Consider the following 20,054-nt stretch of genomic DNA (forward strand, 5'->3'; position numbering starts at 1 on the left):
GAATTCATCTTATGAAAGAAGTTTAAGCAGACTTAATATAAAAAAAACCTGATGTGCTGCGCATTAAATATTTATCAAACCGCTTACAAATGTAATAAAAATTTTCATAAAACACGTAACAGAATGATTTATAATCACTAAAAAATGCTGACCACGAAACTAAAATTAATTTCCACCCGACAGTAAAATACAGACAAATCTTAATGTTGCATTCAGTTAATATACAGGCCGCAATTCATTCCACACCGTAAATAAATATATCGTAAATAAAAGCCAATTAAATTAAGCGTAGTGCCGACAAATCATTTATACTATAATTAGTGTGGAAAAGATCATAATTTATGGACGTACTTTCTCACACCATCATGACTTCTTCCCTGTTTATCAAGGCCCAAAGGATGACCTTATCTGCTTTGCGCGGCTCGACGCTGTTGCCTGTTCTTCTTATCGTGATTGCGATGCTTTCCATCCAAAGTGGGGCTGCTTTAGCGAAAAACCTGTTTCCGCTGATAGGGGCTCCCGGCGTTACAGCGCTGCGCCTTGGGCTTGGAGCTCTGATTTTATGCATTGTTTTTAAACCGTGGCGCATGCGTATTCAGGGGAATCGATTACCGCTGCTGCTATACGGCCTGACCCTCGGTGGCATGAACTTTTTGTTTTATCTCTCTATTCGGACTGTTCCACTGGGTGTAGCGGTCGCGCTTGAATTTACCGGCCCGCTGGCCGTGGCCCTATTTTCGTCGCGTAGGGCGCTTGATTTCCTTTGGATCCTTTTGGCACTAACTGGTATGTGGTTTCTATTACCGCTAGATAACGACATTGCCAACGTCGATATGCAAGGCGCACTCTGCGCCATCGGCGCAGGTGCCTGCTGGGCGTTATATATCGTGTTCGGAAAAAGCGCAGGCGCTAACCATGGCCCGGCGACAGTGGCGATTGGCTCATTGGTTGCGGCCGTGGTGTTTTGCCCACTGGGGGCTTATTTTGCAGATACTTCATTGCTCTCCCCTGCCATTCTGCCGCTTGGTATCGCCATCGCGATCCTCTCCACGGCACTGCCCTACTCGCTGGAAATGATGGCACTGACCCGTCTCCCCGCCAAAACCTTCAGCACATTGATGAGCATGGAACCCGCCATTGCCGCCCTATCCGGGATTCTGTTTCTCGGTGAGCACCTGTTGCTGACGCAATGGGTAGCGCTGTTTTGTATCATCGCCGCTTCCCTCGGTGCTACGCTCACAGCAAAACGAGCACGCATCACTGATAGCGCCCAAAGCTGACACGCACCCCCTTCAGAATTCAATCGCGTTTCTTCTCTTGCAGGCGGCAGACTGCGGCAAGAGAAGGCCCCTTTCAGATATATTGCATCGCAAATGACAGTGACGCCAGAATAGGCACAAGTTATTATAAGAGCTAAATAATTCTCATTCATTATCGTTATTTGCTATAATAATGACGTGGGATTTCTATAATAAAATCAGTCAAAAAGACATACACCTACATAGTGCATGGGCAATTTCTATAATAGGTATTACCTTGTTATTGCCTGCTTCGAATTCTGCTATAGTTATTTCCATTGAGCAGTCAGATTATTACTTCATTTATTAGGAGGAGATACCTTATGGCTACGGCTAAATTGCTAAAAGCAGCAGCATCCGACCTCATCTATATCTATACGCGCAATAATCTGAATGAGCACGTTAAAACATCCACCATCAAACTGTTGGACAAGTTAGTTGTCGATTTAATCGATTTGTCATTGATCACCAAGCAAGCCCACTGGAACATGCGCGGTGCCAATTTCATCGCCGTTCACGAAATGCTAGATGGCTTTCGTACCGCACTGACCGACCATCTGGATACGTTGGCAGAGCGCGTAGTACAACTGGGTGGCGTCGCACTGGGTACAGTGCAGGTCATTAATAAAGAAACCTCGCTGAAAAGCTACCCGACCAATATCCACAGTGTACAGGATCATCTGAAAGCATTGGCGGAGCGTTACAGCGTTGTCGCAAACGAAGTCCGCAGTGCTATTGCGAAAACAGAAGATGAAGACAGTGCGGATATGTTAACGGCAGCTTCTCGCGATCTGGATAAATTCCTGTGGTTTATCGAAGCCAACATCGCAGAATAACCGTGGCATTCTATAAATAATTAGCATTAGGCCATCGTCGACATCGCGTTGCGATGGCCTATCTATTCCATCAGGGTTTATCTATCCTGCCATTCATACATTTTCCTAGCTTTGTTGAATAATAGTGAGTCATGCTGTTTTGCCAGCCGGTTTTGGTATAAAATGCTTCTCACCTTAGGTTTACAGTTTTCTTATGAGGCCTAACTGCATGATTTTGCGTTGCGAGGATCTGTCGTTTCACTGGGGGTGCAGCATAAAATATGTTTATTCAACAAAGCCCATTTTCCTCTTAAAATTCGTACAAAAAGTTAGCTTTTATCCCTTCAAACACAATCAACGGTTGTGTCTCGCAGCATAATCAGTTATTCATAGCGGCGTCCCGTGCCGGAGGCGACGTTTGCATGCATTGGCGACACTGAATAAAAACAAGGAGTTATAAAATATAACCCTCTGTTTCTACAGCTTTTTCCTTAAATACTATTATTAGTAGTGCCTGCTTGAAACAGGCTTCCCACAAACGGCTAATTAGGAAGGATCGGATGAAATCAGTACTTAAGGCCTCATTGGCAGCGCTGGCGCTGACCATGAGCGTTTCCAGCTACGCGGCGGACAAGCCTCTCATCGTTGCCACAGACACAGCGCTTGTTCCCTTCGAGTTCAAGCAAGGCGATAAATACGTCGGCTTTGACATCTATCTCTGGGACGCTATCGCTAAAGAGTTGAAACTGGAATACACCCTGAAACCGATGGATTTCGCAGGTATCATTCCTGCACTGCAAACCCGCAACGTTGACTTGGCGCTGGCCGGCATCACCATTACGGAAGAACGTAAACGTGCCGTCGATTTTTCTGAGGGTTATTACAACAGCAGCTTGCTGGTCATGGTAAAATCAGATAACGCCAGCATTCAGGGTGAACAGGATCTGGCGGGCAAAGTAGTGGCAGTGAAAAGTGGTACCGGTTCAGTTGACTACGCCAAGGCCAATATCAAGACCAAAGAACTGCGGCAGTTCCCAAATATTGACAATGCTTACATGGAGTTAGGTGTCGGTCGTGCCGATGCGGTACTGCATGATACTCCGAATATCCTGTACTTCATCAAAACAGCAGGCAGCGGTCAGTTTAAAGCGGTGGGTGATTCCATCAAGGCACAGCAATACGGTGTCGCCTTCCCGAAAGGCAGCGCACTGCGTGAAAGAGTGAATGCGGCATTGCAAACGCTGCGTGACAACGGCACCTATGCTGAAATTTATAAAAAATGGTTCGGCACTGAACCGAAATAATTGCCGTATCAGTCTGGAGAACGTTCATGCAGTTTGATTGGAGTGCCATCTGGCCTTCTCTGCCACTTCTGTTAGAAGGGGCAAAAATGACCTTGCTGATTTCCGTGCTGGGTCTGCTGGGTGGCTTGGTTATCGGTGTCGTCGCGGGCTTTGCCCGCGTCTACGGGAGTTGGATTTCCAACAAGATCGCGTTGGTGTTTATTGAAATCATCCGCGGTACACCGATTGTTGTACAAGTCATGTTTATTTACTTCGCCTTGCCGATGATCCTGACGTCGGTGCGTATCGATCCCTTCGCTGCTGCGGTAGTCACCATCATGATCAACTCAGGTGCCTATATCGCGGAAATTACGCGCGGATCGGTATTGTCGATTCACAAAGGGTTTCGTGAGGCGGGTTTGGCACTGGGGTTATCAAAACGCGATACGCTACGCCATGTGATTGCACCGTTGGCGTTGCGCCGGATGTTACCGCCATTAGGCAACCAATGGATCATCAGTATCAAAGATACCTCGCTGTTCATCGTTATCGGCGTGGCGGAACTGACGCGTTCCGGGCAAGAAATCATTGCGGGCAATTTTCGCGTACTGGAAATCTGGAGTGCGGTTGCGGTGATTTACCTTGTCATTACCTTGGTACTGAGTTTCATTTTGCGTCAGCTGGAAAGAAAACTTAAGATTATATGATTGAATTCAAGAACGTTTCTAAACACTTTGGTCAGACAAAGGTGTTGCATGACATCAATCTGAATATCAACCAGGGTGAAGTGGTGGTGATTATCGGCCCCTCAGGCTCCGGTAAATCCACGCTGCTGCGCTGCATCAATAAGCTGGAAGAAATTACCAGCGGTGGGCTGATTGTCGACGGTCTGAAAGTGAACGATCCTAAAGTTGATGAGCGTCTTATCCGCCAGGAAGCAGGTATGGTGTTTCAACAATTTTATCTTTTCCCGCATCTGACCGCGCTGGAAAACGTGGCATTTGGTCCAATTCGCGTACGCGGAGCCAGCAAAGCGGAAGCCGAGAAGTTGGCACTGGAACTGTTGGTGAAAGTGGGCCTTCCTGAACGTGCGAACCACTTTCCGTCCGAACTTTCTGGCGGACAGCAGCAGCGCGTAGCAATTGCACGTTCACTCGCCGTCAAACCCAAACTGATGCTGTTTGATGAGCCAACCTCGGCACTCGATCCAGAATTACGTCACGAAGTACTGACAGTAATGAAAGATCTTGCGGACGAAGGCATGACCATGGTCATCGTTACGCACGAAGTGGGATTCGCTCATAAAGTCGCTTCACGATTGATTTTCATTGATAAAGGCCGTATCGCACAAGATGGCGATCCTGAAGAGCTGATCACTAATCCTCCCAGTGAGCGGTTGCGTGAGTTCTTGCAGCATGTCTCCTGATACTGTCGCAAGAGTGCATTAAAAAGGGGGAGCACCTTACCGGGCTCTCCTTCTCTTTGCCAGCGCCCCTTGCGTTGCCCGCCGAAATCACCACGCGGCGGCCAGACACGCACCCGATTTAGAGACTCACTCTGTATACGGGTATTCGCGTTCAATGAACGCCGCAAACGCCTCACACATCGCACTATCGCCATCCCGATTGTCTGCCAATATCCGCGTACCATCGACAATACGAATGTGGGCATTCAAATCGGCATCAGCCACAGGTTGAGGATGCTGGGCAGCATGCTGGATAGTCGCTTGTGCCTGCTGCCACACCTGCTCAATCGTCAAATTACAGGCCTCGGCCAGATACGCCGGATTGAACCCTTCGCCTATCAAACTGCGCAACGTGTCATCATGGCTGACGCTGTTGCCAGGATGCCAGTAATGCAGAGTCAGATCAGGGCCAATGGCTGGGTTATCCGTAAGATATAGCCAAGCGACATTATTTTGATAACAATTAGCTGTATTTTTTGCTACATATCAGGGCATTGGCTGTAATCATTTTTAAGTCGGTTGGCTATATCCGGGCCGTTTTTCCCGGCGTCGTCTGCCAGTTGCAGCACATCGGCAGCGATGGCTTTCACGTTCTGCCCGAACTCCTCCAGATTCTGTACGCTGCATTCGTATTCGCTGACGTGGTTTATGTGGTTGATGTGGGGCTGGTGAATAAACATGCGTACCCGGTGTATAGCTAAACGACTTAATTTTGATTACATTATTTAAATGAGCTATTCAATTGATTTTAGACGTAAAGTGATATCTACACGGGAAGAAGAAGGGTTGAGTATCCGAGAAACAGCGAAGCAATTTCGGATTGGCCCTGCCTCTGTATCGCGTTGGATTAATCAAATAGCGTCAAAAGCATCGACCACGCGTCAGCGAAAGAGCGATAAATCCGAGTTGATAAAAGATGTTGAACCATATCCAGATGCTCACCAAAAAGAACGTGCAGAGCGTTTTGGCGTTTGTCAGAAGGCCATTTGGCAAGCTCTTAAAAAGCTGGGATTGACCTATAAAAAAACGCTACGTCATCCGAAAGTCGACGAAAGCGCCCGGCAAGCATTTCAACAAAAAATACAACAGTATGAAAAAGAAGGCAAACCCATTGTTTTTATTGATGAAAGTGGTTTTCCACACGATACCCCACGGACTCACGGCTATTCCCCAAAAGGTCAACGGTGTTTTGGCCTGAAGAACGGGGGAGCCAAGGGAAGAACAAATGTTATCGGCGCTTTATTAGGCACCACGCTGTTTGCTATCGGATTATTTGATATCAATATTAACAGCGATGTTTTCTATTCCTGGGTCACACAAGTCCTTATCCCAGTACTCCCTAAAAACAGTGTAATCGTGATGGACAATGCAACTTTTCACAAAAAACATAATATTCAACAAGTCATCATCGATGCAGGGTGTATGCTGGAGTATTTGCCTACATATTCGCCAGATCTTAACCCCATTGAGCATAAATGGGCACAAGCAAAAAGCAAAAAAAGAGAGAGTGGTTGCGATACAGAGATTTTGTTCTCAGTCCATATGGTGTAATCAAAATTAAGTCGCTTTGCTATATCGGAAGCGTGCAGCTTGAACTGTGCCAGAAAAGCAATGGGTTGAACCGAGCAGAGGTGCAAAAACTGCTGGTACACAGCCGTGTGCGTCGCTAGGGTATTGGCCGCAAACTACTGTCGGTGCTTGAAACAACCGCCTTTGAACTCAATCGTGGCCTGCTGTATCTGGATACTCAGGCGGGTTCTCCGGCAGAAGCCTTTTACCGCATGCAGGGATATCGCTATCTGGGGGAAATTCCTGATTATGCCAGCGCGCCCGACGGCAGCTATAGCCAACCGACTTAAAAATGATTACAGCCAATGCCCTGATATGTGGCAAAAAAATACAGCTAATTGTTATCAAAATAATGTCGCTTGGCTATATAGGTCAATCCCAGCTTTTTAAGAGCTTGCCAAATGGCCTTCTGACAAACGCCAAAACGCTCTGCACGTTCTTTTTGGTAAGCATCTGGATATGGTTCAACATCTTTTATCAACTCGGATTTATCGATCTTTCGCGAGTTATGCTCATTTCTGGTGTACGGGGTTTCGGGGAGGGTGGCGTATCCTGCTGATTGATTTCGTGGATGATTTCAACAACAGAGAGATGATACCCCATGAAAAAGTCTACCCTACAGGTCTCCGCAGAACCAGATATTGCCGGTGATCCCTTGCATGAACTCATTCGTATAGCCAACCGACTTAAAAATGATTACAGACAATGCCCTGATATGTGGCAAAAAAATACAGCTAATTGTTATCAAAACAATGTCGCTTGGCTATAGAATCACTGAACAGCGTGCTCCTGCATGCAATCAAGAAACGCAAGGTGTTCCCGACTGATGACTCGGTGAAGAAGGTCGTGGCTGGCAATCCAGGCGGCATCACAGAAATGGACGATGCCCTTACAGGACTGGCGTATGGCAATGAGTCGCTTTATTATCGAGTTCGGTGACCGTCTTGATGGTCACTTCTGAGGAAAGGCATTTACACAAAATCTTAAACAGGCTCAGGCACAACGCTGTTTGCTATCGGATTATTTGATATCAATATTAACAGCGATGTTTTCTATTCCTGGGTCACACAAGTCCTTATCCCAGTACTCTCTAAAAACAGGGTAATCGTGATGGACAATGCAACTTTTCACAAAAAACATAATATTCAACAAGTCATCATCGATGCAGGGTATATGGTGGAGTATTTGCCTACATATTCGCCAGATCTTAACCCAATTGAGCATAAATGGGCACAAGCAAAAAGCAAAAAAAGAGAGAGTGGTTGCGATACAGAGATTTTCTTCTCAGTCCATATGATGTAATCAAAATTAAGTCGCTTTGCTATATCGTCCGCGCTGTTTTTAGTGTCGGGGGATATCGCTGACGTTTTCTTCAGGCTGTGGAGCACGACTAGGCGCATTGAACGTGATGGTGATGATCTTTCTGGCCAGCCCCTCATCTGAAAGGGCATCATCCACACTGACATCACGAATCAGTGGGCTTTCCCCTTCTATATGTTGGGCAATATCCCGCAGCCACTCTGCCAGCATTTCTCTGTCCATCTTTTTCCGCCCCGGTTGTGTACAGTCAGCATCAACATACCACAACAGGAAAAGTGAAGTCTGCGTGGCGTGGTTAAAATACAACCGTTTTGACAGGCGTGCTGTCACCCGTGCTGGTAGCGACCTGCGCGAAATACCCTCACTTTATACACAGGATTGCCCACCGAAATTGTGGACATCGACGACTTAAATAAAGATGTCGCTGAGCTCCTCATTCATGCCGTTCGACGATGAGCGCTGTGCTGCTATAGCAAACCGACATTATTTTGATAACAGCCAGCTATACTTTTTTGCCGCATATCAGGACATCTGTTGTAATCATTTTTAAGTCGGTTTGCTATAATGTGATGCTGGGTAATGCAACCAAAGCAGCATTTGGAAAAGATACGCACGCCGCCGCCGATCTGTTACGCTTTATCAAGCAAAATGCCCCAAGTGTTAACTTTATGAACCTCTGGGGCTTTGTTGAATAATAGTGAGTCATGCTGTTTTGCCAAGCCAGTTTTGGTAGAAAATGCTTTTCACCTCAGGTTTACAGTTTTCTTATGAGGCCTAACTGCATGATTTTGCGTTGCGAGGATCTGTCGTTTCACCGGGGGTGCAGCATAAAATATGTTTATTCAACAAAGCCAAACTCTGGTATACCAAAGCTGCGTTTGATCATGCATTCTGCTTTGTTGAATAAATAGAACTTTTGGGTAATCATCGGAGCAGATCAACACAGTTGTTTCAAAATCAGGTCTCCATGGCAAAACAAAATTTTAAAATCACCAACTTGCCCTCTTATAACAAGGCCCTCAAGCAGCGCGCTTCTCTAACCGTATGGCTAGATGAATCAGCCATTGCTGCATGGACGGAAAAAAACACTACTGAACGGCGTGGACGACCGCTCCACTACTCAGATATGACCATCACCACAGTCCTGATGATGAAACGCGTGTTTGGCCTTTCATTGAGGGCTTTACAGGGCTTTGGTGACTCGATTTTTAAACTGATTAAATTGTCGCTCCATTGTCCAGACTATTCGCTGCTCAGCAAGCGAGCAAAGACAGTGAACATCAGCATAAAAACGCCAACCCATGGTGAAATCTCACATCTGGTCATTGATGGAACCGGCCTGAAGGTCTTTGGCGAAGGCGAATGGAAAGTCAGGCAGCATGGTGCCGACAGACGCAGGTATGGCGTAAGCTGCACCTGGCAGTAGACAGTGTGACGCATGAGATTATCTGTGCGGATTTGTCGCTCAGTGGTACGACTGATGCCCAAGCTCTACCGGCGCTTATAAACCAGACCCACCGGAAAATCAGAGAGGCATCGGCTGACGGCGCTTACGATACAGTTTACTGCTATGATGCTCTGCTGAGGAAGAAAATAAGGCCGCTTATCCCGCCACGAAGGGGGGCGCAATATTGGCAAGATCGCTACCACGAGCGTAACCCCGCTGTTGCAAATCAGCGCATTAGCGGTAGTAACGATATCTGGAAAAAGAAAGTGGGTATCACCGGCGCTCAGTGGCTGAAACGGCCATGTTCCGGTTCAAGAGGCTTCTGGGTGGTCATCTAAGTCTGAGAGACTACGATGCTCAGGTGGGTGAAGCCATGGCCATGGTCAAAGCGCTTAACCTGATCACGCTATTAGAAATGCCGAACAGTATTCGCATCACGTAACAATCGACCCGTATGGGGCGCAGTCGTTACAAGTTCTGATTTATTCAACAAAGCCTCTAATTTGATTAATCCAACGCGATACAGAGGCAGGGCCAATCCGAAATTGCTTCGCTGTTTCTCGGATACTCAACCCTTCTTCTTCCCGTGTAGATATCACTTTACGTCTAAAATCAATTGAATAGCTCATTTAAATAATGCAATCAAAATTAAGTCGTTTTGCTATATTACCGCGATTGTTCTTAATCTTGTCTTCCCGCACGAAGAAAAATAAAACTAGGCAGAGGCAATAGCGTCCAACTTGGGTATGATAAAATGGCCAGTGTGGAAACACTGGCCGTTTTTTATTGTCTGTAACCACGGTTAAGTATTGAGACGCAGGAAGAATTGCGGCATAACACAAGTACTCACGATGACAAGGCATGGACTGATACGATGAAATTTCTCGGGAAACTACTGCTCACCTTGCTGTTGCTAGCCCTGTTGGCACTGGTCATCGTGTACGTTGTGTTGCAAACCCACTGGGCCGCAAACCGCGTCACTTCTTGGGTAAATGACAATACCGACTACCAGTTAACGCTGGGAAAAATCGAGCATAACTGGTCAGAAACTGACCATATCTTGTTCAGCGATGTCACCTTTGGCGTCAAAGGGCAGCCGTTGACCCTGGCGGCACGTAAAATATACTTTGGTTTAAGCGCACGCCAGCTGACAGAACCGAGCCACTTTGCCAGCCTGGAACTGGAAGGCGGTACCTTAAATCTGCTGCCTGGCAACAGCATTGCCGTTCCGTTCATGGCCGATGTGCTGCAATTGCGCACCATGGCGCTGCAATCGCAAGACGGTGATTGGTCGCTGAACGGGCAGCAAATTAACGGTGGCATCACCCCCTGGCAGCCAGAACAGGGACATCTGCTCGGCACGCAGGGTAATTTTCAACTCAGCGCTCGCTCGCTGCGCCTCAATGACGTTCCCGCCAGCCAGGTGCTGATTCAGGGTGAAATCAACAACAACCAGCTCACGTTAACCAATTTTGGTACAGACGTTGCGGGCGGTCAGTTAACCGGTAATGCCCGACGTGCAGAAGATGGCAGTTGGCAGGTGGATAACCTGCGCCTGAGCAATGTGCGTTTACAAACCGCAAAATCGCTGGAAGATTTGTGGCAGCCGGTGGCCGAACTGCCTTCGGTAGCGGTTTCCCGCTTCGATATGGTGGATGCCCACATTGAAGGGCCCGGCTGGGCGTTTAGCGATCTCGACGTCACGTTGCAAAATATCACCTTCCGCCAGCACAGCTGGGAAAGCGACGACGGCACGCTGTCGTTTAATGCCAGCGACATCGTCAACGGAAGCATGCACCTGATTGACCCTATTGTTAACCTTGCCGTTTCGCCGCAAGGGGTGGCTATCAAACAGTTTACAACCCGTTGGGAAGGCGGTTTGATGCGCACCGATGGCATGTGGACGCGCAATAACCACCGTCTGACCTTGAATGAAGTCGTGGTCGCTGGGATGGAGTATACCCTGCCCATGGACTGGCGTGAGCGCTGGCAGAAGACATTACCGGACTGGCTGAGAGATGTTGAGGTAAAGAAGTTCCGCGCTAACCGCAACCTGCTCATCGACATCAACCCGGATTTCCCGTTCCAGCTCACCGCGCTGGATGGCTACGGCAATAATCTGTTGCTGGCGCGTCAGCACCAGTGGGGCGTTTGGCAGGGTACACTGAACCTGAACGCCAGCGATGCCACCTTCAACAAACTCGATGTGCGCCGCCCTTCTCTCGCGCTAAACGCCGGCGATGCGCAAATAGCCATTACCGAACTGAGTGCATTTACGCAACGTGGTCTGCTCGAGGCGCAGGCCACTATTGAGCAACAGCCAGGCCGCGCGTTCACACTGTCATTAACCGGGCGTTCAGTGCCGATGGATACTTTGACACACTGGGGCTGGCAAGCGCCTGAAACCCTTTCCAGCGCCGACAGCAATCTGCAGCTGAGTTTAACGGGAAATCTGGCCGCCAACACGCCGCTTAAACCGACGCTGAACGGTCTGTTACAGGGGACAACCAGTGATGGCACCGGCGTAAGGCAGCAGATTCAACACGGTGAAGTGAGCAGCGCGCACTAATGACCGTACCGCTACCCCGCTTCCGAGCCGCCTTGTTCCAAGGGATCGGCAGGCTGCGCGGGTAGCACGATATACACGCCTTCAAACACCGCACCGGCCTTATCATCGCCAAACAGCTCAACGTTCAGCTGCACGCGCGCTTTAAGCCCGCGCACCAGACGCGTAAGGTTGCTGCTCAGCGAGCCTAGACGGCCACTGCGCTGGGGCGGCCGGTAATCGGCGAGCTGTAACGGATATGCGCATCGGCCAGAATGATGGTGCTCCCCAGATGCCATTCACGCAGCAATAACCAAATCAGTCCCCATCCCCTCAGCGTCGCCAATGAAAACAGGCTACCGCCAAACAGCGTATGGTGCGGATTCTGGTTGCCCGTTTCCAGCATGGTGATGATAAATTTTTGCCCAGTGTATTGGTTGATTCGCACGCCCATTTTTTCACTGAGCTGGATATGGTCATACTAGGTTTGCTGCAACTGTGTGCACCAATCAGGGCGATGCAGGATATCTCCAGTGAAGCAATGGGTTTGGTCATCAGATAATGACGCACGGGGGGTTGCGGTGCGCTGATCTCCCCTTGCAGGGAAAAGCCCAGCTTGCTAAAGAACGCCACGGCATCTTCCCGCGCGCTGCATACCACGCGCTTGACGCCTTCCTGACGCGCGACGGACTCCAACGTCATATAGCCAACCGACTTAAAAATGATTACAGCCAATGCCCTGATATGGGGCAAAAAAATACAGCTAATTGTTATCAAAATAATGTCGCTTAGCTATAGCTACCAGTGTGCCCAGCCCTTTGCACCGCACGCCGGGATGCACCGCCATAAAGCGAATGGTGGCTTCGTTATCGGCATTAATGGCATAGGTATCTACACATCTTTTGCAATATCTGCTATTACGTTGCTGCATGATCTCAACTTATCCATCGGCGGGATTGATGCCCGCCTTAAACGGCGTTATCAGCGTCTGGTTAACCAACACATGACTCCCCCAGCACCATTGGCGTCAGCCGTTAAAGACCTTGCCTGCGCGCAGAAAACAACATTCGCCACTACTCAAGCCGTTTGGCGTTTTTTTAATAATGAACGTATTAGCTTCACTCAGCTCAATGAACCGATTATTTCGCTGACTCTCCGGCAGGTTGAACTTAGCCCGCATCCATACGCTCCCGTCGTTTACGACTGGTCTCATTTACAGTTTCGTACCCACAATGGGAAAGAAGAACGTTTGAAAATGACGCATGGTGGCGACGTCGGTTATGAACTACAAACCCGCCTACTGGTTGATGCTGCAAATGGTTTACCAATAGCACCCCTGTCTCAAACTCTAACCGATAGGGCGAGTTGTCGTTCAACGCTAACCGAGGGCTTGTCTGAGAGTCTGACTCATATGGATGCTTTGACGGCTGATATCGCCCGCGTTGAGTCTCTTGATACCGGGAAAAAGCCAATGAAGTTAGTTCATCTCATTGACCGTGAAGGTGACTCTATCGGGCATATGCGCACATTAAGCTCCCAGGGAATATGTTGGCTTATCCGGGGAAAGGAAGGGCATCGGGCTGAGTGGGGCGGTGACACCCGTAAAATTGGTGAAATTGCAGACGATCTGCCATTTATCGCAAACGGACAGGTTGGCTGGAAAGGGAAAAAAGCCAATATGGAGATCGGGGAAACATCCGTGATCATAACGCGAACAGCAAAAGCGAAACGGAAAGACAAGAACACCGGACGGCGAGTGAAAGTTCAGCCAGGCGTAGCTCTGACACTCAGATTAGTTGTGGTTCTCCTTACCGATACTCACGGTAAATTTATCGGACGCTGGATGCTGCTCACAAACGTTATAGCCAAGCGACATTATTTTGATAACAATTAGCTGTATTTTTTTCCACATATCAGGGCATTGGCTGTAATCATTTTTAAGTCGGTTGGCTATACTGATAAATTCTCGCCTCCGGTTTACGCATCCCGATATCCTGTGACAGATAGGATAATCAGCAGCATGGGCCACTTCTGGAAACAGGGCGGGCCAATGCGCGCAGTGCAGGCGATTGGTGTTAGACAAAATCACGGCGCGATGTCCTTGCTGGCGCAGCTGCTGCATCACATCCAGTACCTCAGGACGCAGCGCAACAAAAATGGCCTGCCAGCCCGCCGTAAACTGCTCGTAGCTCAGCAGCATGCCCATTTCCTGACTCAGTCGGGCACAAAATTCTTCATCACTGATCTCACCACGCTCATGCAGTTCAAAGGTTTCATCCATGGTAAAGCGCTCTTTCAGCGTGGCGAGTGGCACACCGCTCAGCTTACTCCACACGCCCAACACACGGTTGAAATCGATATCAATGACAACGTTAACCAAATCAAAGATATAAAGCATTTCGCCCTCCAGACGTCATGGTTGTTTTTTCACTGTAGCGGGAAACATGGCGGCTGAACAGGGAGGAACATAACTAAAACGTATACGAAATACTCACGGCGGGCAGGCGGGATTGGAAAAAGGCAGGGCGCCTGAAAGGGCCCTAGAACGGTTTTGTAAAGAGCGGCGGATTAGCCCTCTTTCGGCCCGCGGTTGGCGCGACGGCGATCATTTTCGGTCAGGTGACGTTTACGCAGACGAATAGACTGCGGAGTCACTTCAACCAATTCATCGTCATCGATAAATTCCAACGCTTGCTCCAGCGACATTTTCACCGCTGGCACCAGCACGGTGGCTTCATCAGTACCGGAAGCACGCATGTTGGTCAGTTTTTTACCTGTCAGGCAGTTAACCGTCAGGTCATTGGAGCGGGTGTGAATACCGATGATCTGGCCTTCATACACTTCTGCACCGTGGCCCAAGAACAATTTGCCGCGTTCCTGCAAGCTGAACAGCGCATAGGCTACCGCTTTACCCTGACCGTTAGAGATCAGCACACCGTTCTGACGCTGGCCGATATCGCCCGGACGCACATCGTCGTAGTGGCTAAAGGTGGAGTACAGCAGGCCAGTACCGGAGGTCATGGTCATAAAGTCGGTACGGAAGCCAATCAAACCACGGCTTGGAATGATGTAATCCAGACGCACACGGCCTTTACCGTCCGGGTTCATGTCACGCATTTCGCCTTTACGCAGGCCCAGCGCTTCCATAACGGAACCCTGATGCTGATCTTCGATATCGACGGTAACTTGTTCGAAGGGTTCCTGACGGCGACCATCGATGTCACGGAAGATAACTTTCGGGCGAGAAACTGCCAGTTCGAAACCTTCACGACGCATGTTTTCGATCAGCACTGACAGGTGCAGTTCGCCACGACCAGACACACGGAAGGTATCCGGGTCTTCGGTTTCTTCTACGCGCAGCGCAACGTTGTGTACCAGCTCTTTCTTCAGACGATCCAGAATCTGACGAGAGGTCACGAACTTGCCTTCTTTACCGCAGAACGGCGAGGTGTTAACCCCGAAAGACATGGTAACGGTCGGCTCATCCACCGACAGCGGAGGCAGAGCTTCAACGTTAGCGGTATCACAGATGGTGTCGGAGATGTTCAGTTCACCCAGACCGGTGATAGCGATGATATCGCCCGCTTCTGCGACGCTAGATTCGATACGTTGCAAACCCAAATGTCCCAACACCTGACCCACTTTACCGTTACGGCGTTTACCTTCCGCATCGATAATCGTCACTTGCTGGTTCAATTTAACGCGACCGCGTTTGATACGGCCGATACCGATAACACCCACATAGCTGTTGTAGTCCAGCTGGGAGATTTGCATTTGCAGCGGACCGTCCAGATCGACGTTCGGTGCTTCAACGTGTTTGACGATCGCTTCGAACAGCGGCGTCATGTCTTCCACCATCTCTTCGTGATCCAAACCGGCGATACCCATCAACGCAGACGCGTAAACGATAGGGAAATCCAGTTGCTCGTCAGTAGCACCCAGGTTGACGAACAGATCGAACACCTGATCGACGACCCAGTCAGGGCGCGCGCGCGGACGGTCAACTTTGTTGATGACCACGATCGGTTTCAGGCCATAGTCAAAAGCTTTTTGGGTAACGAAACGGGTCTGGGGCATCGGGCCGTCCATTGCGTCTACCAGCAGCAGTACTGAATCGACCATGGACATTACACGCTCCACTTCACCACCGAAATCGGCGTGTCCTGGGGTGTCAACGATATTGATACGGTAATCTCTCCAGTTAATGGCGGTGTTTTTCGCCAGAATGGTGATACCGCGTTCTTTTTCCAGATCGTTGGAGTCCATAACGCGCTCAGTGGCGTCATTTCGTTCACCCAATGTTCCAGATTGTTGTAGCAGCTTGTCAACTAGGGTAGTTTTCCCATGGTCAACGTGCGCAATAATAGCAATGTTACGCAAATTCTCGATCACAGCTTTGCCTCAAGCACTTAGAAATAGCGCACTATTGTACACGGATTAAGCGAGGGACCAAACAAGATCACACTCCTAAGCGATAAACAACCTAGGGGTGCTTGCTTTGTGATCCCTTTCACGGTGCAACGGCGCAGAGAAAGTAAACAAACGCACACAAACAGTACACTATTTTGGTGATTATGAACCATAATAGTGCAACGAACGCTAATGGTGCAGGCACTGCCTTCAATGAAAGCCTGAAAACAACGCCTCCCAACCCCATGCGTAGAGTTGACATGATTTTAGCCTAAACCCTATTACGGTAACAAACATCATTCCATAACGATATTCGTTCCACGACGATAAATGACAAATCGGGAGATCCAAGTATGTCCGCAGAACATGTTTTGACGATGCTGAACGAGCACGAAGTTAAATTCGTCGACTTACGCTTTACCGATACCAAGGGTAAAGAGCAGCACGTCACCATTCCAGCTCACCAGGTTAGCGCTGATTTCTTCGAAGAAGGCAAAATGTTCGACGGCTCCTCCATTGGTGGCTGGAAAGGTATCAACGAATCCGACATGGTGCTGATGCCTGACGCAAGCACCGCTGTGCTGGACCCGTTCTATGAAGACACGACGCTGATTATTCGTTGTGACATTCTGGAACCGAACACCATGCAAGGTTACGATCGCGACCCGCGCTCCATCGCGAAACGCGCTGAAGAGTACCTGCGCTCCACCGGTATCGCGGATACCGTTCTGTTTGGACCAGAACCTGAATTCTTCCTGTTTGACGACATTCGTTTCGGCACCAGCATCTCCGGCTCTCACGTTGCTATCGATGACATCGAAGGTGCCTGGAACTCCGGCACAAAATACGAAGGCGGCAACAAAGGCCACCGTCCGGCAGTGAAAGGCGGTTACTTCCCTGTTCCACCGGTTGACTCCGCACAAGACATCCGTTCTCAGATGTGCCAGGTAATGGAACAAATGGGTCTGGTTGTTGAAGCTCACCACCACGAAGTGGCAACGGCTGGTCAGAACGAAGTGGCAACCCGCTTCAACACCATGACCAAAAAAGCGGACGAAATTCAGATCTACAAATACGTTGTTCACAACGTAGCGCACGCTTACGGCAAAACAGCCACCTTTATGCCGAAACCGATGTTCGGTGACAACGGCTCTGGCATGCACTGCCATATGTCCCTGTCCAAAGGCGGCACCAACAAATTCTCCGGCGACAAATACGCTGGCCTGTCTGAAGAAGCACTGTTCTACATCGGCGGTGTCATCAAACATGCTAAAGCGATCAACGCCCTGTCCAACCCGACCACCAACTCTTACAAGCGTTTGGTTCCGGGTTATGAAGCTCCTGTAATGCTGGCGTACTCCGCACGTAACCGTTCTGCTTCTATCCGTATCCCGTTCGTTTCCAGCCCGAAAGCTGCACGTATCGAAGTACGCTTCCCAGACCCGGCGGCTAACCCGTACCTGTGCTTCGCAGCACTGCTGATGGCTGGCCTGGATGGCATCAAGAACAAGATCCACCCTGGCGATGCCATGGACAAAAACCTGTACGATCTACCGCCGGAAGAACCGAATGAAATCCCACAGGTTGCAGGCTCTCTGGAAGAAGCACTGAACGCGCTGGACGCTGACCGTGCATTCCTGACGGCGGGCGGCGTGTTCACTGACGACGCTATCGATGCTTACATCGGTCTGCGCCGTGAAGAGAACGATCGCGTTCGCATGACGCCGCACCCGGTTGAGTTCGAACTGTACTACAGCGTTTAATCAACGACTGCGTACCTATGATTTACCTCGGTGTGGTGGGCGTGCTGAACCCTGCCATGAGCGAGCATCAACAGAATTATAGCCAACCGACTTAAAAATGATTACAGCCAATGCCCTGATATGTGGCAAAAAAATACAGCTAATTGTTATCAAAATAATATCGCTTGGCTATATAAGAAGTTTGTTTTTGTTGCCGTGGAAACTTTTCAGCCCATCTTCGGATGGGCTTTTTTCACCACCGGCCTTATTTCTTTATCATCAATATTGGCCATTGCGACGTAACATCCATCATCTACACTACAATGCACCGCGAGGGTGCAGGAGTCTGCGTTATGGCAACAGGCACGCTGCCCGATGCTGGGCAGATCCTCAATTCTTTGATCAATAGTATTTTATTACTGGATAACGACTTGGCAATCCACTATTCCAATCCGGCTGCCCAGCAGCTGCTGGCGCAAAGTTCACGCAAATTATAGCTAAACGACTTAATTTTGATTACATTATTTAAATGAGCTATTCAATTGATTTTAGACGTAAAGTGATATCTACACGGGAAGAAGAAGGGTTGAGTATCCGAGAAACAGCGAAGCAATTTCGGATTGGCCCTGCCTCTGTATCGCGTTGGATTAATCAAATAGCGTCAAAAGCATCGACCACGCGTCAGCGAAAGAGCGATAAATCCGAGTTGATAAAAGATGTTGAACCATATCCAGATGCTTACCAAAAAGAACGTGCAGAGCGTTTTGGCGTTTGTCAGAAGGCCATTTGGCAAGCTCTTAAAAAGCTGGGATTGACCTATAAAAAAAACTACGTCATCCGAAAGCCGACGGAAGCGCCCGGTAAGCATTTCAACAAAAAATACAACAGTATGAAAAAGAAGGTAAACCCATTGTTTTTTATTGATGAAAGTGGTTTTCCACACGATACCCCACGGACCCACGGCTATTCCCCAAAAGGTCAACGGTGTTTTGGCCTGAAGAACGGGGGAGCCAAGGGAAGAACAAATGTTATCGGCGCTTTATTAGGCACAACGCTGTTTGCTATCGGATTATTTGATATCAATATTAACAGCGATGTTTTCTATTCCTGGGTCACACAAGTCCTTATCCCAGTACTCCCTAAAAACAGGGTAATCGTGATGGACAATGCAACTTTTCACAAAAAACATAATATTCAACAAGTCATCATCGATGCAGGGTATATGGTGGAGTATTTGCCTACATATTCGCCAGATCTTAACCCCATTGAGCATAAATGGGCACAAGCAAAAAGCAAAAAAAGAGAGAGTGGTTGCGATACAGAGATTTTGTTCTCAGTCCATATGGTGTAATCAAAATTAAGTCGCTTGGCTATACTACCGCTAATGCGCTGATTTGCAACAGCGTGGTTACGCTCGTGGTAGCGATCTTGCCAATATTGCGCCCCCCTTCGTGGCGGGATAAGCGGCTTTATTTTCTTCCTCAGCAGAGCATCATAGCAGTAAACTGTATCCTAAGCGCCGTCAGCCGATGCCTCTCTGATTTTCCGGTGGGTCTGGTTTATCAGCGCCGGTAGAGCTTGGGCATCAGTCGTACCACTGAGCGACAAATCCGCACAGATAATCTCATGCGTCACACTGTCTACTGCCAGGTGCAGCTTACGCCATACCCTGCGTCTGTCGGCACCATGCTGCCGGACTTTCCATTCGCCTTCGCCAAAGACCTTCAGGCCGGTTCCATCAATGAGCAGATGTGAGATTTCACCACGGGTTGGCGTTTTTATGCTGATGTTCACTGTCTTTGCTCGCTTGCTGAGCAGTGAATAGTCTGGACAATGGAGCGACAATTTAATCAGTTTAAAAATCGAGTCACCAAAGCCCTGTAAAGCCCTCAATGAAAGGCCAAACACGCGTTTCATCATCAGGACTGTGGTGATGGCCATATCTGAGTAGTGGAGCGGTCGTCCACGCCGTTCAGTAGTGTTTTTTTCCGTCCATGCAGCAATGGCTGATTCATCTAGCCATACGGTTAGAGAAGCGCGCTGCTTGAGGGCCTTGTTATAAGAGGGCCAGTTGGTGATTTTAAAATTTTGTTTTGCCATGGAGACCTGATTTTGAAACAACTGTGTTGATCTGCTCCGATGATTACCCAAAAGTTCTAT

The 20,054-nt window shown here is 48.8% G+C and carries 19 protein-coding genes and 8 pseudogenes; 18 read left to right on the forward strand and 9 right to left on the reverse strand.

The features are described from left to right. Positions 1-398 precede the first annotated feature (398 nt). The 5 genes from rhtA (at position 399) to glnQ (ending at position 4,822) form a co-directional block, all read left to right on the forward strand. A complete protein-coding gene (rhtA, locus tag ACD630_RS10560; protein WP_430359986.1) occupies positions 399-1,280 on the forward strand; it encodes a threonine/homoserine exporter RhtA in 882 nt (293 codons plus the stop codon). Positions 1,281-1,621: 341 nt separating this feature from the next. Next, entirely contained in the window at positions 1,622-2,134 is a 513-nt protein-coding gene (gene dps, locus ACD630_RS10565; protein ID WP_430359015.1) for a DNA starvation/stationary phase protection protein Dps, read from the forward strand. A 539-nt stretch (positions 2,135-2,673) separates the two neighbouring features. Then, positions 2,674-3,417, forward strand: a complete 744-nt coding sequence (glnH, locus tag ACD630_RS10570) for a glutamine ABC transporter substrate-binding protein GlnH (RefSeq protein ID WP_430359016.1) — start codon at positions 2,674-2,676, stop codon at positions 3,415-3,417. 26 nt (positions 3,418-3,443) lie between these two features. Next, positions 3,444-4,103: a glutamine ABC transporter permease GlnP gene (gene glnP / locus ACD630_RS10575; RefSeq protein ID WP_430359017.1), complete on the forward strand. Its 660-nt coding sequence runs from the start codon at positions 3,444-3,446 to the stop codon at positions 4,101-4,103. Continuing rightward, entirely contained in the window at positions 4,100-4,822 is a 723-nt protein-coding gene (gene glnQ / locus ACD630_RS10580; RefSeq protein WP_430359018.1) for a glutamine ABC transporter ATP-binding protein GlnQ, read from the forward strand. Before glnP ends, glnQ begins: the two co-directional genes overlap by 4 nt. A 126-nt stretch (positions 4,823-4,948) precedes the next feature. Here the strand turns inward: glnQ and ACD630_RS10585 are convergent. Beyond that, positions 4,949-5,296, reverse strand: a pseudogene (locus tag ACD630_RS10585) (M3 family metallopeptidase); the annotation flags it as partial. 44 nt (positions 5,297-5,340) lie between these two features. After that, a complete protein-coding gene (locus ACD630_RS10590; RefSeq protein WP_430359987.1) occupies positions 5,341-5,556 on the reverse strand; it encodes a DUF2800 domain-containing protein in 216 nt (71 codons plus the stop codon). A 34-nt stretch (positions 5,557-5,590) separates the two neighbouring features. Here ACD630_RS10590 and ACD630_RS10595 point away from each other — a divergent pair, with 34 nt between their 5' ends. Together ACD630_RS10595 and ACD630_RS10600 are read left to right on the forward strand one after the other, a co-directional pair. Next, positions 5,591-6,412: an IS630 family transposase gene (locus ACD630_RS10595; RefSeq protein ID WP_430359019.1), complete on the forward strand. Its 822-nt coding sequence runs from the start codon at positions 5,591-5,593 to the stop codon at positions 6,410-6,412. Positions 6,413-6,435: 23 nt separating this feature from the next. After that, positions 6,436-6,705, forward strand: a pseudogene (locus ACD630_RS10600) (GNAT family N-acetyltransferase); the annotation flags it as partial. A gap of 59 nt (positions 6,706-6,764) precedes the next feature. Here ACD630_RS10600 and ACD630_RS10605 read toward each other — a convergent pair. Beyond that, complete coding sequence (locus tag ACD630_RS10605; protein ID WP_430359020.1) at positions 6,765-6,911, reverse strand: IS630 transposase-related protein; 147 nt, start codon at positions 6,909-6,911, stop codon at positions 6,765-6,767. A gap of 120 nt (positions 6,912-7,031) precedes the next feature. Between ACD630_RS10605 and ACD630_RS10610 the strand changes: the two genes are divergently transcribed. From ACD630_RS10610 to ACD630_RS10620, 3 genes and pseudogenes are all read left to right on the forward strand, one after another. Then, the gene (locus tag ACD630_RS10610) at positions 7,032-7,199 is read left to right on the forward strand and encodes a hypothetical protein (RefSeq protein ID WP_430359021.1); all 168 of its coding nucleotides are present in this window, start codon (positions 7,032-7,034) and stop codon (positions 7,197-7,199) included. Beyond that, positions 7,193-7,391: pseudogene (locus ACD630_RS10615) on the forward strand (IS256 family transposase); the annotation flags it as partial. The gene ACD630_RS10610 and the pseudogene ACD630_RS10615, both read left to right, overlap by 7 nt. A 68-nt stretch (positions 7,392-7,459) precedes the next feature. Next, positions 7,460-7,732, forward strand: coding sequence for a transposase (locus ACD630_RS10620; RefSeq protein WP_430359988.1), 273 nt, complete (start codon positions 7,460-7,462; stop codon positions 7,730-7,732). A gap of 39 nt (positions 7,733-7,771) precedes the next feature. Here ACD630_RS10620 and ACD630_RS10625 read toward each other — a convergent pair whose 3' ends face one another. After that, complete coding sequence (locus ACD630_RS10625) at positions 7,772-8,017, reverse strand: hypothetical protein (RefSeq protein ID WP_430359022.1); 246 nt, start codon at positions 8,015-8,017, stop codon at positions 7,772-7,774. 221 nt (positions 8,018-8,238) lie between these two features. Here ACD630_RS10625 and ACD630_RS10630 point away from each other — a divergent pair, with 221 nt between their 5' ends. Beyond that, positions 8,239-8,445 (forward strand): hypothetical protein, encoded by a 207-nt coding sequence (locus tag ACD630_RS10630; RefSeq protein ID WP_430359023.1) that lies wholly within the window; start codon positions 8,239-8,241, stop codon positions 8,443-8,445. A gap of 272 nt (positions 8,446-8,717) precedes the next feature. After that, a pseudogene (locus ACD630_RS10635) lies at positions 8,718-9,639 on the forward strand (IS5 family transposase). A gap of 40 nt (positions 9,640-9,679) precedes the next feature. On the opposite strand, the gene ACD630_RS10640 reads toward ACD630_RS10635, so the two are convergent. After that, on the reverse strand, positions 9,680-9,826 hold the full coding sequence (locus tag ACD630_RS10640; RefSeq protein ID WP_430359024.1) for an IS630 transposase-related protein: 147 nt from the start codon (positions 9,824-9,826) through the stop codon (positions 9,680-9,682). 245 nt (positions 9,827-10,071) lie between these two features. Here ACD630_RS10640 and ACD630_RS10645 point away from each other — a divergent pair, with 245 nt between their 5' ends. Beyond that, positions 10,072-11,766 (forward strand): AsmA family protein, encoded by a 1,695-nt coding sequence (locus tag ACD630_RS10645; protein ID WP_430359025.1) that lies wholly within the window; start codon positions 10,072-10,074, stop codon positions 11,764-11,766. An 11-nt stretch (positions 11,767-11,777) separates the two neighbouring features. On the opposite strand, the pseudogene ACD630_RS10650 reads toward ACD630_RS10645, so the two are convergent. Continuing rightward, a pseudogene (locus ACD630_RS10650) lies at positions 11,778-12,622 on the reverse strand (YiiD C-terminal domain-containing protein); the annotation flags it as partial. 42 nt (positions 12,623-12,664) lie between these two features. Between ACD630_RS10650 and ACD630_RS10655 the strand changes: the two are divergent. Beyond that, positions 12,665-13,636 (forward strand): hypothetical protein, encoded by a 972-nt coding sequence (locus tag ACD630_RS10655; protein ID WP_430359026.1) that lies wholly within the window; start codon positions 12,665-12,667, stop codon positions 13,634-13,636. 58 nt (positions 13,637-13,694) lie between these two features. Here the strand turns inward: ACD630_RS10655 and ACD630_RS10660 are convergent. Beyond that, positions 13,695-14,140: pseudogene (locus ACD630_RS10660) on the reverse strand (HAD family hydrolase); the annotation flags it as partial. A 170-nt stretch (positions 14,141-14,310) separates the two neighbouring features. Next, a complete protein-coding gene (gene typA, locus ACD630_RS10665; RefSeq protein WP_430359027.1) occupies positions 14,311-16,134 on the reverse strand; it encodes a ribosome-dependent GTPase TypA in 1,824 nt (607 codons plus the stop codon). A 371-nt stretch (positions 16,135-16,505) separates the two neighbouring features. On the opposite strand from typA, the gene glnA reads away from it, so the two are divergent. From glnA to ACD630_RS10685, 4 genes and pseudogenes are all read left to right on the forward strand, one after another. Beyond that, entirely contained in the window at positions 16,506-17,915 is a 1,410-nt protein-coding gene (gene glnA / locus ACD630_RS10670; RefSeq protein WP_430359028.1) for a glutamate--ammonia ligase, read from the forward strand. A gap of 120 nt (positions 17,916-18,035) precedes the next feature. Beyond that, positions 18,036-18,197, forward strand: coding sequence for a hypothetical protein (locus ACD630_RS10675; RefSeq protein ID WP_430359029.1), 162 nt, complete (start codon positions 18,036-18,038; stop codon positions 18,195-18,197). Positions 18,198-18,247: 50 nt separating this feature from the next. Beyond that, a pseudogene (gene glnL / locus ACD630_RS10680) lies at positions 18,248-18,388 on the forward strand (nitrogen regulation protein NR(II)); the annotation flags it as partial. 35 nt (positions 18,389-18,423) lie between these two features. Further along, positions 18,424-19,245 (forward strand): IS630 family transposase, encoded by an 822-nt coding sequence (locus ACD630_RS10685; RefSeq protein WP_430359030.1) that lies wholly within the window; start codon positions 18,424-18,426, stop codon positions 19,243-19,245. A 23-nt stretch (positions 19,246-19,268) separates the two neighbouring features. Here ACD630_RS10685 and ACD630_RS10690 read toward each other — a convergent pair. Next, positions 19,269-19,994 (reverse strand): annotated as a pseudogene (locus ACD630_RS10690) (IS5 family transposase); the annotation flags it as partial. Between the last annotated feature and the right edge of the window lie 60 nt (positions 19,995-20,054).

Source organism: Symbiopectobacterium sp. RP (assembly GCF_050472005.1).
Lineage (GTDB): Bacteria > Pseudomonadota > Gammaproteobacteria > Enterobacterales > Enterobacteriaceae > Symbiopectobacterium.

What these genes read in the sequence shown, in the direction of transcription:
- glnA (WP_430359028.1), top strand. Translation starts at nt 16,506, where the DNA reads ATGTCCGCAGAACATGTTTTGACGATGCTGAACGAGCACGAAGTTAAA.
- glnH (WP_430359016.1), top strand. Translation starts at nt 2,674, where the DNA reads ATGAAATCAGTACTTAAGGCCTCATTGGCAGCGCTGGCGCTGACCATG.
- ACD630_RS10675 (WP_430359029.1), top strand. Translation starts at nt 18,036, where the DNA reads ATGTGGCAAAAAAATACAGCTAATTGTTATCAAAATAATATCGCTTGG.
- ACD630_RS10595 (WP_430359019.1), top strand. Translation starts at nt 5,591, where the DNA reads ATGAGCTATTCAATTGATTTTAGACGTAAAGTGATATCTACACGGGAA.
- ACD630_RS10640 (WP_430359024.1), bottom strand. Translation starts at nt 9,826, where the DNA reads ATGAGCTATTCAATTGATTTTAGACGTAAAGTGATATCTACACGGGAA.
- ACD630_RS10645 (WP_430359025.1), top strand. Translation starts at nt 10,072, where the DNA reads ATGAAATTTCTCGGGAAACTACTGCTCACCTTGCTGTTGCTAGCCCTG.
- ACD630_RS10685 (WP_430359030.1), top strand. Translation starts at nt 18,424, where the DNA reads ATGAGCTATTCAATTGATTTTAGACGTAAAGTGATATCTACACGGGAA.
- glnP (WP_430359017.1), top strand. Translation starts at nt 3,444, where the DNA reads ATGCAGTTTGATTGGAGTGCCATCTGGCCTTCTCTGCCACTTCTGTTA.
- glnQ (WP_430359018.1), top strand. Translation starts at nt 4,100, where the DNA reads ATGATTGAATTCAAGAACGTTTCTAAACACTTTGGTCAGACAAAGGTG.
- ACD630_RS10610 (WP_430359021.1), top strand. Translation starts at nt 7,032, where the DNA reads ATGAAAAAGTCTACCCTACAGGTCTCCGCAGAACCAGATATTGCCGGT.
- rhtA (WP_430359986.1), top strand. Translation starts at nt 399, where the DNA reads ATGACCTTATCTGCTTTGCGCGGCTCGACGCTGTTGCCTGTTCTTCTT.
- dps (WP_430359015.1), top strand. Translation starts at nt 1,622, where the DNA reads ATGGCTACGGCTAAATTGCTAAAAGCAGCAGCATCCGACCTCATCTAT.